General features: G+C 72.4%; 9 protein-coding genes. 3 read left to right on the forward strand and 6 right to left on the reverse strand.

Translation table 11 applies throughout. The annotated features are described in order from the left end of the window. Window position 1: 1 nt before the first annotated feature. Window positions 2–619 (reverse strand): hypothetical protein, encoded by a 618-nt coding sequence (locus tag GEV10_18680; GenBank protein ID MQA80474.1) that lies wholly within the window; start codon window positions 617–619, stop codon window positions 2–4. A 48-nt stretch (window positions 620–667) separates the two neighbouring features. Next, window positions 668–4,192, reverse strand: coding sequence for a transcription-repair coupling factor (gene mfd, locus GEV10_18685; protein ID MQA80475.1), 3,525 nt, complete (start codon window positions 4,190–4,192; stop codon window positions 668–670). Window positions 4,193–4,443: 251 nt separating this feature from the next. On the opposite strand from mfd, the gene GEV10_18690 reads away from it, so the two are divergent. Next, window positions 4,444–4,632 (forward strand): hypothetical protein, encoded by a 189-nt coding sequence (locus tag GEV10_18690; GenBank protein MQA80476.1) that lies wholly within the window; start codon window positions 4,444–4,446, stop codon window positions 4,630–4,632. 131 nt (window positions 4,633–4,763) lie between these two features. On the opposite strand, the gene GEV10_18695 is transcribed toward GEV10_18690, so the two are convergent. Both GEV10_18695 and GEV10_18700 read right to left on the reverse strand, forming a co-directional pair. Continuing rightward, window positions 4,764–7,640, reverse strand: coding sequence for a PKD domain-containing protein (locus GEV10_18695; protein MQA80477.1), 2,877 nt, complete (start codon window positions 7,638–7,640; stop codon window positions 4,764–4,766). Window positions 7,641–7,809: 169 nt separating this feature from the next. Then, on the reverse strand, window positions 7,810–9,813 hold the full coding sequence (locus tag GEV10_18700) for a hypothetical protein (GenBank protein MQA80478.1): 2,004 nt from the start codon (window positions 9,811–9,813) through the stop codon (window positions 7,810–7,812). Window positions 9,814–9,965: 152 nt separating this feature from the next. Between GEV10_18700 and GEV10_18705 the strand changes: the two genes are divergently transcribed. Further along, entirely contained in the window at window positions 9,966–11,567 is a 1,602-nt protein-coding gene (locus GEV10_18705; GenBank protein MQA80479.1) for a peptide chain release factor 3, read from the forward strand. Here the strand turns inward: GEV10_18705 and GEV10_18710 are convergent. Continuing rightward, entirely contained in the window at window positions 11,482–12,342 is an 861-nt protein-coding gene (locus GEV10_18710) for a phosphatase PAP2 family protein (protein MQA80480.1), read from the reverse strand. The two genes, GEV10_18705 and GEV10_18710, sit on opposite strands and share 86 nt — an antisense overlap. 204 nt (window positions 12,343–12,546) lie before the next feature. On the opposite strand from GEV10_18710, the gene cysC reads away from it, so the two are divergent. Further along, window positions 12,547–14,037 carry an adenylyl-sulfate kinase gene (gene cysC / locus GEV10_18715; GenBank protein MQA80481.1) on the forward strand — a complete coding sequence of 497 codons (1,491 nt, stop codon included), beginning with the start codon at window positions 12,547–12,549 and terminating at the stop codon, window positions 14,035–14,037. Window positions 14,038–14,142: 105 nt separating this feature from the next. Here the strand turns inward: cysC and GEV10_18720 are convergent, their stop codons facing one another. After that, window positions 14,143–15,105 carry a hypothetical protein gene (locus GEV10_18720; protein MQA80482.1) on the reverse strand — a complete coding sequence of 321 codons (963 nt, stop codon included), beginning with the start codon at window positions 15,103–15,105 and terminating at the stop codon, window positions 14,143–14,145. Between the last annotated feature and the right edge of the window lie 316 nt (window positions 15,106–15,421).

Below are 15,421 nucleotides of genomic sequence, written 5' to 3' on the forward strand. Positions count from 1 at the left end.
CTCAGGGCGCCGGGCGCTTGGCCGGCACCCACAGGCCGCCGTAGTTCAGCTGCAGGCTCACCTTGGCGTAGTCGAACTCGCCGTACCGCGGGTTGACGTGCACGCCGATCTCGCGCGCCAGCGCACTCAGCCGCTTGGCGAGCTCGCGCTGCCCCTTCTCCGGGTCGGCGCTGCCGTACCGCTTGGTGAGCGCCTGCTCGAGGTAGAGCGCACGGCCGAACCGCCGCGCCTCGCTCGTCGGCAGTTGGACCTGGACGCCGCTCACGAGCGGGACGGAGTAGACCTGGCCCGGTCGCAGACCCTCGTCCTGGGTGGCCTTGCCGATCGCCTTGTCGATGTCGCCCTGGGACCAGTCGATGCCCTCGCGCCTGGCCTGCTCGGTGATGAGGAGGTCGATGACCCGGGTGAGCACGATGCCCCCGGGCACACTGCCCTGCTCGCTCGACGCCGGCGCGATGCGCTCGACCTCGGCGGCCGGGCCGCTGATCGAGGACGCCGCGATCCGCTGGTCGCCGACGACCGCTGCGGCACCCATCTGCACGGGACCACACGCGGCGAGAACGGCGACCGCCGCCGCCGCGACCACACCGAACGCTGCGCGACGGACGCGAGACCTCACAGCACGTACCTCCGTGGACGAGGGGTTGGACGCACTCTAGTCAAGCGATCAGCCGCTCACCGGGGCGGGGAGCTCGAACAGGGCGTCGAGCACGCCGCGGCACCAGTCGAGCAGCTCCCGGTCGCGGAGCAGGGCGCCGCCGATGCCGCCGGCCTTGGGCCTGGGCACGAGCACCGTGCGCACCGGGGTCTTGACGAGGCTGCGCGGGTAGAGCCGCTGCAGCCGCAGCACCTGCGACTCGCGCAGCTCGAGCGGCGCGAACCGCACCTGGTTGCCCTGCAGGGTGACGTCGGTGATGCCGTGCCGCCTGGCGAACGACCGGAAGCGCGCGACGTCGAGCAGCGTCTCGACCGGAGCCGGCACCGTGCCGTAGCGGTCGGTGAGCTCGTCGCGCACGGCGGTGATGTCGTCCTCGGAGTCGGCCTGCGCGATGCGCTGGTACGCCTCGAACCGCAGCCGCTCGCTCGGCACGTAGCCGTGCGGGATGTGCGCGTCGAGCGGCAGCTCCACGCGGACGTCGGCGAGCTCCTCGGTGGTCTCGCCGCGGTACTCCGCCACCGCCTCGCCGACGAGGCGCACGTACAGGTCGAAGCCGACGCCGGCGATGTGACCCGACTGTTCGTCGCCGAGCAGGTTGCCCGATCCCCTGATCTCGAGGTCCTTCATCGCGACGAACGTGCCCGCGCCGAGCTCGGTGTGCTGCGCGACGGTCTGCAGCCGCTCGTACGCCTGCTCGGTGAGCGGCTTCTCCGGTGGGTAGAGGAAGTACGCGTAGCCGCGCTCCCTGCTGCGCCCGACCCGGCCGCGGAGCTGGTGCAGCTGACCGAGACCGAGGATGTCGGCCCGGTCGACGACGAGGGTGTTGGCGTTGGGGATGTCGAGGCCGCTCTCGACGATCGTGGTGCAGACGAGGACGTCGAACTCCTTCTCCCAGAAGCCGACCATCACCTTCTCCAGGCGGTCCTCGCTCATCTGGCCGTGCGCGACGGCGACGCGCGCCTCGGGCACGAGCTCGCGCAGCCGGCCCGCGACGCGCTCGATGCTCTGCACCCGGTTGTGCACGAGGAACACCTGGCCGTCGCGCAGCAGCTCGCGGCGTACGGCGGCGGTGATCTGGCGCTCGTCGTACGCCCCGACGAACGTGAGCACCGGGTGGCGCTCCTCGGGCGGGGTCTGCATGACCGACATCTCGCGGATGCCGGTGAGACCCATCTCCAGCGTGCGCGGGATCGGGGTCGCCGACATGGTGAGGACGTCGACCTGGGTGCGCAGCCGCTTGAGGAACTCCTTGTGCTCGACACCGAAGCGCTGCTCCTCGTCGACGATCACCGCGCCGAGGTCCTTGAACCTGACCTCGGACGAGAGCAGCCGGTGGGTGCCGATGACGACGTCGACCGAGCCGGCGGCGAGGCCGGCGAGGACCTCCTGCTGCTCCTTGCCGCTCACGAACCGGCTCAGCGTCTTCACCACGACGGGGAACGGCGCGAAGCGTTCGGAGAACGTCGACTCGTGCTGCTGGGCGAGCAGCGTGGTCGGGCAGAGCATGGCGACCTGCTTGCCGTCCTGCACCGCCTTGAACGCCGCGCGCACCGCGATCTCGGTCTTGCCGTAGCCGACGTCGCCGCAGATCAGCCGGTCCATCGGGGTCTCGCGCTCCATGTCGCGCTTGACCTCGTCGATGGCCGCGAGCTGGTCGGGCGTCTCGACGTAGGGGAAGGCGTCCTCGAGCTCGTGCTGCCACGGGGTGTCGTTCGCGAACGCGTGACCCTTGGTCGCCTGCCGGGCGGAGTAGAGGCGGATCAGCTCACCGGCGATCTCGCGTACCGCCTTGCGGGCCCGGCCCTTGGTCTTGGCCCAGTCGGAGCCGCCGAGCCTGTTGAGCGTGGGCGCCTCGCCGCCGACGTACCTGGTGACCTGGTCGAGCTGGTCGGTGGGGACGTAGAGCCGGTCGCCCGGCTGGCCGCGACGCGACGACGCGTACTCGATGACGAGGTACTCGCGCGTAGCGCCCTGGACGTTGCGCGAGACGAGCTCGATGTAGCGCCCGACGCCGTGCTGCTCGTGCACCACGTGGTCGCCGGTGCGCAGCTGCAGCGGGTCGACGCCCTTGCGCCGGCGGCTCGGCAGCCGGCGCATGTCCTTGGTGGAGCTGCGCTGACCGGCGAGGTCGGCCTCGGTGAGCACCGCGAGGCGTATCGACTCGGCGACGAACCCGCGGTCGAGCCCACCGGTGGCGACGTACGCGACGCCGGTCTCCGGCGGGTCCTTGAGGTCGGGCTCGTAGCGGGCGCCGACGTCGCGGTCGCCGAGCAGCTCGACCAGGCGCTCGGCCGGCCCGTGCCCCTCGGTGACGAGCACGACGCGGTAGTCGTCGGCGAGCCACTCACGGACGGCCGTGAGCGCGCGTTCGGTGTCGCCGCGGTACTCCTCGGCCGCACGCGCGTCGACCACCACCGCCGAGTCGTCGTCGGGATCGGCGGTGAACGGTGACACGCTCCACCAGGGGATGCCGAGGGCCAGGGCGTAGGAGCGGACGTCGCCGAGCTCGCGCAACGACGCCGCGCCGAGGTCGACAGGGGCGTTACCGCCGCCGGCCGCGGCCGCCCACGACGCCTGCAGGAACTCCTCGCTCGTGCGGACGAGGTCGTGGGCCCGGGTGCGGACCCGTTCGGGGTCGCAGAGCAGGACGTGGCTGCCCGCCGGCAGCTCGTCGAGCAGCAGCACCATGTCGCCGACGAGCGCGGGAGCGAGCGACTCCATGCCCTCGACCGCGATGCCCTCGGCGAGCTGGTCGAGCATCTCGGCGAGCTCGGGATGCCTGCCGGACAGCTCCCTGGCGCGCTCGCGCACCTCGGGGGTCAACAGCAGTTCGCGGCACGGCGGCGCCCACAGCCCGGCCGGCGCAGCCTCGAGCGTGCGCTGGTCGGCGACCCGGAAGTAGCGGACCTCCTCGACGGAGTCGCCCCAGAACTCCACGCGCAGCGGGTGCTCCTCGGTCGGCGGGAAGACGTCGAGCAGGCCGCCGCGAACGGCGAACTCGCCGCGCTTCTCGACGAGGTCGGTGCGGGTGTACGCCGCCGCCGCGAGGCGGTCGACCATCTCCTCGAGCGGCACCTCGTCGCCGGTGCGGGCGACGACCGGCTCGAGGTCGCCGAGGCCGGGGACGAGCGGCTGCAGCAGGCTCCGCACCGGCGCGACCACGACCGACACCGCGCCGCCGTCGCGTCCGGGGTGACGCAGCCGGCGCAGGGTGGCGAGCCGTTGGCCCACGGTGTCGCTGCGCGGGCTCAGCCGTTCGTGCGGCAGGGTCTCCCACGCGGCGAACTCGACGACGCTCGCGGGGTCGAGCAGGCTGCGCAGGGCGACGGCGAGGTCCTCGGCCTCGCGCCCGGTCGCCGTCACGGCGAGGACGGTGCGCGGCGCGCGCTGGGCCACCGCGGCGACCACGAACGGGCGCAACGCCGACGGCGCCGTCAGGTCGTGTGTCGGTCGGTCGCCCGCACGCGCCGAGGTCACCGCGCCCGCCACGGCGTGGTCGGTGGCGACGACGTCGAGCAGTCCCTGGAGGGTCACCGGGCTCTCCTTGAGCAACGCAAGTGCCCGAGGTCCGCATCGGACCCCGGGTGAGGACTCAATCCTAGTTCGCGGCTCCGACAGCCGGCGGAGGCACCCGGGCCCGCGAACGGGTTTCGGGCGCGTCGGTTCCATCGTCACGACGTGTCGCTACTACGCTACGGACCGTCACATCATGCGGAGGCGCGTCCGACCCTGGGACGCGCACGGGGGCCGCGCGACCGTGACCGGCCTTGACGAGAGGTGCACCAGTGCGAGAGCAGACGACCCCCGCGGTGGACGAGACGGAGACCGAGGAGCCGGGCGCCCGCCCGGACTGGGCCGGCGCGATGGCCCAGATCGACGCCGAGATCGCCGAGCTCCAGGCCCTCCTACGCCGCCGCCGCGAGGAAGCCGACCAGGCAGACCACGACCTCCCCGGCGGGGGCTCCGCCGCCTGACCGCCGTCGCCAGTGGTGAGCGCGACGGCCGGCCCCTGTTGATCACGTCAACGTGATCAACAGGGACTTCACCCAGCGCAGGGACGAGGTGAAGTCCCGGTTGGCGAGGTGAAGCACCGACGGCAGCTGGGTCAGCGCAGCAGGACCGTCCACGTCACCGCCTTCGCCGACGACGCGTTCGTCGTCGCCGTCAGGCCGCCGTAGCCGCCCACCGGCACCGTGCCCGCGCTGTCCGCGACCAGCGACGAGATACGTCCGCCGCCTGCCCCGATCTGGGTGCTCCGCACCGTCACTGAGCCCGGCGGCGTGAACACCGTCGTGGCCGAGGACTTGTCCGCCCAGTACGACACCGCCCACTGGCCGGCTCCCGCCGTGACGGTCGGCGTGGTGTGCACGGTCGTGCCCGCGTCGCTCGCCGACGCGGCCGCGGCGACCGGGTCGGCCGGGTCCGTGCCGCGGTAGGCGAGCATCGTCATGTCCGACTTCAGGAACGCCGGGTACGTCACGCTCACCGACTCGCCCACGTCCGCCGCCGCGACGACCGTGCGGTACGCCGTCGTGACGAGGCCGGACGCGTCCCGCGTGCCGAGCGCGGTCCAGCCGCCGAGGTCGCCGCCGGGCGGCGCCGCGGCGGTGCAGCTGCACGACACGAACAGGACGAGGGTGTCGCCCGCGGCCGTGCCGGCGGGCGTCGCGACCGTCTGGGTCTTCACGTTGCCGTTGTCACGGCTGACGCCCACGTACGAGAGGTCGCCGGGCGGCTCGGTGCTGTCGTCGACGGTCACCGTGCGCCGGGTCGTCGCCGTCGCGCCGTCGTCGTCGGTGACCGTCAGCGTCACGGTGTACGTGCCCTCGGCGCCGTAGGTGTGCGACGCGGTCTCGCCCGTGCCCGCGGCGCCGTCGCCGAACTCCCACGCGTACGACGCGATCGTGCCGTCCGGGTCGGCGGACGCCGACGCGTCGACGTCGCACGAGAGCTCGGTGCAGTCTTCGGTGAACGACGCGGTCGGCGGCCGGTTGGGCACCGGCACCCCCGCGTAGAGGAACATCGAGCTGCTCCGCCAGTCGTTGCCGTCGACGCCGGGACCGCTCACCACGGTGGACGTGCCCGCCGGCGCGCCGTTCGTCCACGCCACGCTGCGCAGGTTGCCGTCGACGGAGTCGCCGTAGTAGAGCCGGCCGGCGGCGAGGAACAGGCCGCTGGCCCGCGACCAGTTGACCGAGCTCGACACCGTCGACTGGACGGTGTTGGTGATCCCGCTCTGCGCGGAGAACGCACGCGAGTACAGGCCGGAGTTGCCCGTCACCGTGTAGTACACGCGCCCGCCGGTCGTGAACATGCCCGTCAGCTCCGAGAGCTGCGCGTAGAAGCCCGGCTTCGCGCCGCGGTAGGTCTGGCCCGACCCGGTGGACACGTTCATCCAGAGCGGGTCGTTGTACGGGTCGATCAGCGTCTCCGGGCCGAACGTCGTGCCGTCGAACGTACGGCGGTACAGGTTGTCGTCGGTGCGCCCGTAGAAGAGGGTGCCGTCGACCATGAACGCGCCACGCACGTTCGACCAGTTGATCGTGTCGGCGGGACGCGTGGTCGTCGAGCCGGCGCTCGTGCCGGTGAATCCGCGCTTCAGCACGGTGTTGTTCGCCTGCGGCAGGTAGACGTCGCCGGGCAGCGAGCCGGTGTCCTCGGCCGGTGTATCCGCACCGCTCGCGAGCGGGAAGAGCACGACCTTGCCGCGCATGTACCTGCGGTTGCCGATGTAGTTGGTGTCCTGCCCGATGTACAGCCCGTTGTCGGCGGCGAGCAGCGCCTTGACCGCCACGCCACGTGGGTTGCGTCCGGGGTTCCACGAGAGCGGCACGCCGTTGCGCGGGTCGAGCGCACCGATGCCGGGACGCGGTACGGCACCGGCGCCGGCGCTGTCCCTGCCGTCGGGGTTGTTCAGCCAGCGCTGGTGGCCGCCGACGTACACGGCGGTGCCGGTGACGGTGACCGACCAGAGGGTGTCGCCGCCGGTCCAGTCGACCCACCGCGGCGCGACGCTCGTCCCCGACGTGGCGGTGTCGAACCGTGCGGTCGAGTCGCACAGGTTGGCCGTCCCGTACGGGCCGCCCGTCGTGACGACGACGAAGTAGGAGCCGTCGGGCGCGAACGAGACGCCGCGGACGTAGCTGTCGAAGGCCCAGTACGAGCAGCGCGCCGAGTAGGCGTCGGTGCTCCAGTTCGGGTCGACCGTCGCCGAGTCCGCGCCGAGCCGGATCCGCACGAGCTGGCGCCGGGTCAGTCCGCCCGCGGCCTTGAAGTTGCCGATCGCCACCAGCGTGGCGCCGTCGGCGGAGACGTCCATCTCCTTCACGCCGACCGCCGCCTGCGCCTCGCCCGCCGCGCCGGTGTAGTTGTGGTGGCCGGAGACGTGGACGCTCAGGTACGGGTCGAGCGCACCGGTCGCCTCGTCCAGCGACGCGAGCCCGCCGTGCGCGACGCCGCCCGCGGTCGTGAAGTTGCCGCCGACGAGCAACCGGTCCCCCACCGTCCGGAGCGTGTTCACCACGCCGTTGGTCGCGGCCGGCGCGAAGCTCGAGACGACCGCGCCCGTGTCGGTGTCGAGGAGCGCGACGTTGCGTCGGCTCGTGCCGTTGACCGAGCTGAACGCGCCGCCGACGTAGACCGAGTCGCCCGGCCCCGGCCACAGCGCGTTGACCGCGGAGCCGGAGAGGCTCGGCGCGAACGCCGTGTCGACCACTCCCGTGGCCGCGTCGAACGCGAGGATCCTGTTGCGGGTGAGGACGGTCGAGCTGCCGCGGTTCGCCACCGTCGTGAACGACCCGCCGACGACGACCTTGCCGCCCACCTTCGCGATCGCGAACGTGGCGCCGTCCTGGATGTTCGGCGTCGCCTCGCTCGGCACGGCGTCGACGAGCCTGCCGTGCGCGAGCGGTGCCGACCGCGCCGGACCGGCGAACGTGAGAAGCGAAGCGACGAGCGCGGCAGCCGTCACCAGGACGGTCACGACGCCACGGTGAAGACCGCCACCGACCGCGAATCCCCGCACCACAGCCCTCTTCCCGACCCGGCCGACGCAAGCGCTGTGAGCGTATGTCGGGGCTCACCGGGCCACGGACGATCGGGGAACTCCGCCGATTCGTGACCCGGCGATGACGGAAAGGGAGCGGTCGGGTCTACGAGCCGGCGACGAGGAAGATGACCTTCGTCTTCCAGTCGTTGCCGTCGACCGTCGGGCCGCTCAGCGTCGTGGCCGGGCCGTCCGGCTTCCCGTCGGCCCACGCGGCGCGGTACAGGTTGCCGTTCGACCTGTTGGACCAGTACAGGTAGTCGCCGGCGACGAACATGCCGCCCGCGGAGTTCCACCTGCTGTCGGTCGAGGCCGTGTACTCGGTGGCGCCGAGCACGCCGCTCTGCGGCGAGAAGTACCGGTAGAACAGCCCCGGCCGGTCGATGAGCGTGTAGTACAGCCGCCCGTCGCGGTACGCCATGCCGCCGACGTCGGCGAGCTCGCGGTACAGGTACGGCGCCTGGCCCCGGTACGTCTGTCCCGAGCCGGTCTGCACGTTGACCCAGGCCGGGTCGTTGTACGGGTCGATCGCGGTGACGGTGCCGAAGGTGCTGCCGTCGAACGTGCGCTTGTACATGCTGCCGTTGGCGTTGCCGTAGTACATCGTGCCGTTGACCATGAACCCGCCGCGGACGTTGACCCAGCTGCCGGCGCCGGGCACCGTCGAGGCAGAGCCGACGTCGGTGCCGTCGAACGAGCGCTTCTTCGCGACGCCGTCGGACCCCGCGAACATCAGGGTGCCGGGCAGCGTGCCGGTGTTCTCGGCGGGGACCGCGGCGCCGCCGTCGACGGGGAAGAACGCGATCTTGCCGCGGAGGTACTTCCGGTTACCGATGTAGTCGGTGTCGCTGCCGACGTACAGGCCCTCGTCGGTCGCCATCAGCTCCGACGCGCCCTGGCCGCGGGGGTTGCGCCCGGGGTTCCAGCTGAGCGGCAGGCCGTTGCGCGGGTCGAGCGCGCCGATGCCCGGCCGGGGCACGGCGCCGGTGCCGGCGGAGTCGCGTCCGTTCGCGTTGTTCAGCCAGCGCTGGTGGCCGCCGACGTAGATGGCCTTGTCGGTGATCTCCAGGCCGAGGAGGGTGTCGGCGCCGGTCCGCGACACCCAGGTCGGCCGGACGTCGGTCCCGCTGGCGTCGGCCTCGAACCGGTTCGCGGTGTCGCACGCCGGGTCGTTGTCGCCGTAGCCGCCGGTGGACACGACGCCGAAGTACGAGCCGTCGGGCGAGAAGTCGACGTCGCGGATGTAGCTGTCGAAGCTCAACGGGTTGCAGGGCGCCTCGTAGGTGGGGCTCGCCCAGTCGGGGTCGACGGACGCCGTGTCACCGAGGCGGACGCGCACGATCTGGTCCCTCGGGAGGTCGTCCGCGGAGGTGAAGTTGCCGATCGCCACGAGGCTCGAGCCGTCCGGGCTGACGGCCATGTCCCGCACGCCCACGGCGCCCTGGGCCTGGCCGGGCAGGCCGGTGTAGTTGTGGTGACCCTCGACGTCGACCGACAGGTAGCCGTCGAGCTTGCCGTAGGCACGGCTTACCGAGACGAGCCCGCGGTGCTCCGCGCCGCCCGCCGTCGTGAAGTTGCCGCCGACGAGCAGCCGGCTGCCGGTGTCGTACAGGGTGTTGACCGCGCCGTTGAACGGCACCGACGTGAAGCCCGGCATGACGTCACCGGTGTCCGCGTCGAGCCGGGTGAGGTTGCGGACCGTCGCGCCGTTGACGGTCTTGAACGCGCCACCGACGTACAGCGTGCCGCTGGGGCCGGGGATGACCGCGCTGACCGTGCCGTCCATGTCGGGCGTGAACGTGCTGTCGAGCTTGCCGGTGTTCGCGTCGAACGCCAGCAGCCGGTTGCGGGTCCAGACGCTCGAGCTGCCCCGGTTGGATACCTGGGTGAACGAGCCGCCGACGTAGATCTTGTCGCCGAGCTTCGCGATGGTGTACGTGGTGCCGCCGACGATGTTCGGTGTGGCGGTGCTCGGGGCACTGTTGACGAGGCGGCCGTGCTCGGCCTCGGGCGCGGCGGCGCTGGTCGGGGCGGAGAGGAGTGCGGCGGTGAGGGCGAGGACGGGGGCGACGGCGAGCGGGCGGGCGACGGGGCGCACGAAACTCCTCAAGGTATAGCTGTGACGCCCCCGGTTGCGACGGGTCGGAGCGTAGCGAGGCACCAGCCCGCAGCCAACGTGCTCGGACCGGCTGTCACCGGCGATGACCGAGAGCAAGGAGGGGCGCCGTCGTCTCGTCCCGATGCCTGCACGATCATGTCGGGGTGACCGGAACCGACGTGCAGACGCCAGCGGTGGTCCGCGAGGCGGCGCGCCGGCGCACCTTCGCGGTGATCAGCCACCCGGACGCGGGCAAGTCCACCCTGACCGAGGCGCTCGCGCTCCACGCCAGGGTGATCGGCGAGGCCGGCGCCGTCCACGGCAAGAGCGGCCGCCGCGGTGTGGTCTCGGACTGGATGGACATCGAGCGCGCCCGCGGCATCTCCATCACCTCCGCGGCGCTGCAGTTCGCGTACGGCGACGTGGTGATCAACCTGCTCGACACCCCCGGCCACGCCGACTTCTCCGAGGACACCTACCGGGTGCTGGCCGCCGTCGACTGCGCCGTGATGCTGCTCGACGCGGCGAAGGGGCTCGAGCCGCAGACGTTGAAGCTGTTCGAGGTGTGCAGGTACCGCGGCATCCCCGTGATCACGTTCGTGAACAAGTGGGACCGGCCGGGCCGCGACCCCCTCGACCTGATGGACGAGATCGAGCAGCGGATCGGCCTGCGCCCCACCCCGCTCACCTGGCCGGTCGGCGTCGCCGGGGACTTCCGCGGGGTGCTCGACCGGCGTACCCGCGAGCTCGTCCGCTTCGGCAGGACGTCGGGCGGTGCGACGCGCGCGGTCGAGGAACGTATCCCGCCGCGGCTCGCCTCCGCGCAGGAGGGCACCGCCTGGACCGCGGCGGTGGAGGAGTCCGACCTGCTCGGGGCGTCGGGACAGGACCACGACCACGAGGGGTTCCTCGCCGGCACCACGACACCGGTCCTGTTCGGCGCGGCGGTGATGAACTTCGGGGTCGGACGGCTGCTGGAGAACCTCGCCGAGCTCGCTCCGCCGCCGCGGCCACGCCCGGACGTCGACGGCGCCGTGCGCGAGCTCGACGCGCCGTTCAGCGGCTTCGTCTTCAAGGTGCAGGCCGGCATGGACCGCGCGCATCGTGACCGGCTCGCGTTCATCCGGGTGTGCTCGGGTGTCTTCGAGCGCGGCATGGTGGTCACCCACGCCGCGTCGGGACGCCCGTTCACGACGAAGTACGCGCAGCAGGTGTTCGGCCGCGAGCGCAACACCATCGACGTCGCGTACCCCGGCGACATCGTCGGACTCGTCAACGCCTCGGCCGTCCGCGTCGGCGACACGATGTACGACGAGACGCCGGTCGCGTTCCCCGGCATCCCGAGCTTCGCGCCCGAGCATTTCGCGGTCGTCCGCGCGAACGACTCGGGCAGGTACAAGCAGTTCCAGCGCGGCATCACCCAGCTGGAGCAGGAGGGCGTCGTGCAGGTGCTGCGGTCGGACCGCAGGGGCGGTGCCGCGCCGGTGCTCGCGGCGGTCGGGCCGATGCAGTTCGAGGTCGCCACGCACCGGATGCAGCACGAGTTCGGCGCACCCGTCACGCTCGACCGGCTCGACTACGGCCTGGCCAGGCGCACCGCGGCCGCCCACGTCGGGCTGCTCGACAGGGAGCGCGGGTGCGAGGTGATGGAGCGCTCGGACGGCGAGCTGCTCGCGCTCTTCACCGACGTCTGGCGGTTGCGCTCCGTCCAGCGCGACCACCCGACGGTGCTGCTCGAACCCCTCCTGGCGGGCGTCGAGACCTGACCGGCACGAGGTTCCACGACGCGAAGACGAAACCCAGCAGCATCAGCACGCCGTTGACCCAGCCCGGCGGGACGTCGCTGACCCAGTGCGCGTTGAGGTAGACCCGCGACCAGCCCTCGACGAACATCAGTACCGCGACGAGCGCCCAGGCACCCGCCCAGACCCGCCGTGACACCCCGAGCGCGCGGAGGATCAGGAACAGGCCGGTGCCGTAGATCGCGGCGATCCGCGCGGAGGCACCGGACGGGAACGTGCCGCCGCTGTCGGGCGGGTGCCCGCGTTGGATGACGTCTGCGATGCCGACCTGCTGGTAGTGCTGGAGCACGATCATCGCGCCGAGCACGAGCAGGCCGACCCAGCGACGGCGCGGGGCGACGAGCGCGAACACCACGACCATCACCGCGGACACGATCCAGCACTGGTACTTGTTGCCCATCTGCGTGACGACGGACATGACCGCCGTGAAGCCGTCGGTCTGGTGGGCGGCGATCCAGCGGAACACGACCCAGTCGAGCGGCTGCAGGTGCGGGACCACGCGACCGAGTGCGTACATGACGCCGGTCACGACCGTCAGCACCGTCGACGCCAGCACGACGAACGCGCCCACCGGGGTGATGCTCCGGTCGAGCCCGGCACGCATGTCGACGAGCCGGTCGCGGATCGCGGCGAGCCGTCCGGCCGCGGAGATGCGTGCGCGCAGCGCGAGCACGTACGTCACCGGTGGCACGAGGACGACGCCGAGGACGGTGATGGTCAGGATCTGCGGGTCGGGCACGTTCGGCGTCCTCCTCCGGGCCCGGGCGCGCCGGGCGCGTCGTCACCGTACGGCTTGCCATCCCGGCGCACGCGCCGGGTGAACGAGCCGGCCGCGCCTGTGATCCCGGTGGCACTCAGCGTGTCGGCGATCTCGCAACCGGTGGTCGGGCCTCCGCGCGCCGACCGTAGGGTGCCGGTGACTCGCCCGACCCCGAGGAGGACCGTGGCCGACGACACCGGAGCGCCGCCGGCATTCGCGCTCGACCCGCGCGCGCTGGCCGACACCGAGCTGCTGCGAAACGGTGCGCTCGCGCCGCTCGACGGGTTCCTCGGCGAGGACGACGTGCACGCCGTCGTCGCGTCCGGGCGGCTGTCCGACGGCACGGCGTGGCCGGTGCCCGTCACGCTGCCGGTCCCCGCGGACGTCGCCGATGCCGCGGCGTCGGCCGGCGCCCTGGTGCTCGAGGACCCCGAGGGCACGCCGGTCGCCACGCTCCGCGTGAAGGGTCGCTGGTCGGACGGCGCGACGTCGTACCTCGCGGGTCCGGTCGAGCCGGGCGGCGCGTCCACGGCCGGGGTGTTCCGGCACCTGCACCGGCCGCCGGCCGAGGTCGCGGCGGAGCTGGCCGGCGACCGCCCGGTGCTCGGCGTCGTCGTCGACCGTCCGCTGCACCACCCCGATCTCGCCGCGATCCGCCGCGCGGCCGCCGGTCTCGGCGACGGTCGCGTCCTGCTGCTCGTGCCCACCGCGGGCGACCGCATGCTGCCGCCCGAGTCGCTCGTCCGGCTCGCGCTCGCCGCGCGCGACCGGTTGCCGGACGCCGCCGTCGTGGCCGTGCGACTCGCGCGTCGCGACCGGCCCGACCACGACCTCGCGCTTACCGCCCTGGTGGCACGGCGCTACGGCACCGCCCTGCTCGCCGCGCCGGGGACCACCACGGGCATGGCCGGCACGGCCGGGCTCGTGGCGCCGCCGCCGGTGGCGTACGACGAGCGCGAGCAGGCATGGCGTCCTGAGGACGAGGTGCCGGCCGGGGACCGGCGTCCACCACTGGCGGCCGCCGACGTCGAGCGCCTGCTGGCCGCCGGGGAGCCGCTCCCGGAGTGGTACACCCCGCCCGAGGTCGCCGCGGAGCTCGCGCACGTGCGGCCGCCGCTGACCGAACGCGGCGTCACGGTGTTCTTCACCGGGCTGTCGGGGTCGGGCAAGTCCACGATCGCCCGTGCCCTGTACGACGCCCTGACCGAGCGCGCCGACCGTACGGTCACGCTGCTCGACGGCGACGTCGTCCGCCGCATGCTGTCGGCAGGCCTCGGCTTCTCCCGCACCGACCGCGACCGCAACATCCTGCGCATCGGCTTCGTCGCCGCCGAGGTGAACCGGCACGGCGGCCTCGCGATCTGCGCCCCCATCGCCCCGTACGCCGCCACCCGCGCCGCGGTCCGCGAGATGGTGACGGCGGCCGGGGGCGGGTTCGTCCTCGTCCACGTGGCCACCTCCCTGGAGGTGTCCGAGGCGCGCGACCGCAAGGGCCTGTACGCGAAGGCCCGCGCCGGCCTGATCCCGGAGTTCACCGGCGTCAGCGACCCCTACGAACCGCCCACGGACGCCGACCTCAGAATCGACACCGCCGAGGTCCCGGTGGCGGAGGCCGTGCGCGCGATCCTCGCCCACCTGGAGGCAGCGGGCTACCTCCGGGCGCTCCCCAAATGATCATGTTAAGTGCGCCTTTTCGGTGATCCCACCGTGGTTCGGGCGTTCCCATCTGCTGCAGACGGCGGGAACCCCCGAATCACGATGCCCGGATGGTTGGTGCGCCTACGCCGTACGCGGGTGCCGCGAGCGCGTCCTGTTCCGTGCGAACGCGGCGAGGATGCGCCGGGCCGTGCGTTCGGGCTGCGCGAGGTCGGACCAGGTCACGCGGACGACCTCGTAGCCGAGCTCGCGCAGCCGGTCCTCTCGGCGCTTCTCGGCGATGACGACGTCGGACGGGTCGACGCCAGTACCGCGGTACTTCACGTCGCCGTCGAACTCGACCACGACGCGCTCGTCCTCGAACAGGAAGTCGACCCTGGCGACGAACCTCCCCGCCTCGTCGACGATCTCGCGCTGGAGGACGGGAACCGGCAGGCCCTGCCGGGCGAACAGCACCCGCGCCCGCGACTCGCCGACGCTCTCCGACAACCCGTCCGCGAACGAGATGACCCTCCCCGCCGAACCCGAGCACGGCCACAGGCGCATCTCGCCGAACAGGCGATCGAGCTCCGGCTTCGTCGCGAGTCTGCGGCGTAGTGCCGAGTCCGCGGCCACGACGGACGCCTCGAGCCCGGACGTCAGCGCCACCTCGACCACGGCGCGGGCCGGATGGACGGCCGGCAGGCCGCACACGCGCACGACCTCCGCGGCGTCGATCATCCCCGCGTGATGGTCGACACCCGCGCACCGGCGAGCGGCGCCGGTGTCGAGTCTGGTGACGTGGACGAGGGAGAGGTCGACGTCCCACAGCACCAGCCCGTGCAGAGCCGCGGCGGTCACGTGGCTGAACGCCGTCCGATCCTCGAGTGAGAGCCCCACGGCGTGGGCGCGGAGGACGTGCCTCCCCACCGCGTCGAGTCGGTCGTACCGCTGCTGCTGGACGTAGGCACCCCTGCGCAGCCGACGCAGCTCGCGTACCCGGACGAGATGACGCAGCTCGTCGTCGGAGAGGCCGCACGCGAGGGCCTGCGCGCGGGTGAACGGACCGTGCTGGGCGTCCGCGATGGCGGCGAGTCGTGGATTCATGGACCGACCATGACGGACGCCGAGGGTGGTGGCGGAACGGCGAGCCACGATTGTGGACGGCGGCCGGTGTACGTCCCGGAGCGGTCCACAGGCGTCGCGTCCGCGTGATTCGGGTGTTCCCGTCGCCTGCAGCACGTGGGAACCCCCGATTCGCGGTGGGATCACCGAAATGGCGCACTTAACATGATCATTTGGGTCAGGGGCGGGCGGGCGGGCGGACGCAACGGCTAGATGAATGATTCCGTGAAGCTGCTGGTCAGTGGTCGTAGGCGGTGAGTGATCGTTTGCTGGTGACGCCGGTGGTCCAGTTGTGCCA

The sequence above is a fragment of the Streptosporangiales bacterium genome (assembly GCA_009379955.1).
Classification (GTDB): Bacteria; Actinomycetota; Actinomycetes; order Streptosporangiales; family WHST01; genus WHST01.